Source organism: Melioribacter sp. Ez-97, assembly GCF_051488665.1.
Lineage (GTDB): Bacteria > Bacteroidota > Ignavibacteria > Ignavibacteriales > Melioribacteraceae > Melioribacter.
The window spans coordinates 1-583 of the sequence record NZ_JBPSEG010000043.1 but is presented as its reverse complement, the minus strand read 5'-3'; the positions used below and the strand labels follow the sequence as shown (position 1 = coordinate 583).

1 protein-coding gene is annotated in these 583 nt (G+C 42.0%); it reads left to right on the top strand.

From position 1 onward, the window contains the following. A partial coding sequence (locus ACSSWA_RS14965) for a T9SS type A sorting domain-containing protein (RefSeq protein WP_437357464.1) occupies nucleotides 1-229 on the top strand: 229 nt, incomplete at its 5' end. Nucleotides 230-583: the final 354 nt, after the last annotated feature.

The window sequence follows — 583 nt, the reverse complement described above, 5'->3', positions numbered from 1 at the left end:
CCCAACAACAGTAATCAGTTATCAGTTGCCGGAGAAAAATTTTGTTACAATAAAAGTGTATGATATACTCGGCAGAGAAGTAGCAACGTTAGTAAATGAATATCAGGAAGCAGGAAATTACAGTGTGGAATTTTCAGCAGATAAATATCAACTTTCGAGCGGAATATATTTTTACACGTTGAAAGCTGGGAAGAATTATGCAGTTAAGAAGATGATGCTGGCGAAGTAGGTTAAATTACCGGTATTGCCATATTCGCGTTTAGGTACGTGCGACTGCCTACCGGTAGACAGGTTCTTCGTGCGGGAGTTAGGGCGTTTTTGATTTGTTTGTTTTTAATTTTTTGCGCAGGTTTTTAAGCCGGAGCTCTTAATGAACAAAGAAAAGATGACTTTAGTCGCATTTATTAAAAAACGAAAAGATAAAGAAGAGCAAAAAAGATAGAGATTCTTCACCCGCCGATGGCGGAGTCGGAATGACCGTGATCTTTGCGTCCGTGGCGCGCTTCGCGGTTTAATATGAGTTTGCTTCGCAGGTTGCACAAAGCTCACTCCTCGCAAAGACGGGGGCGTTCGGGAGTGCTGA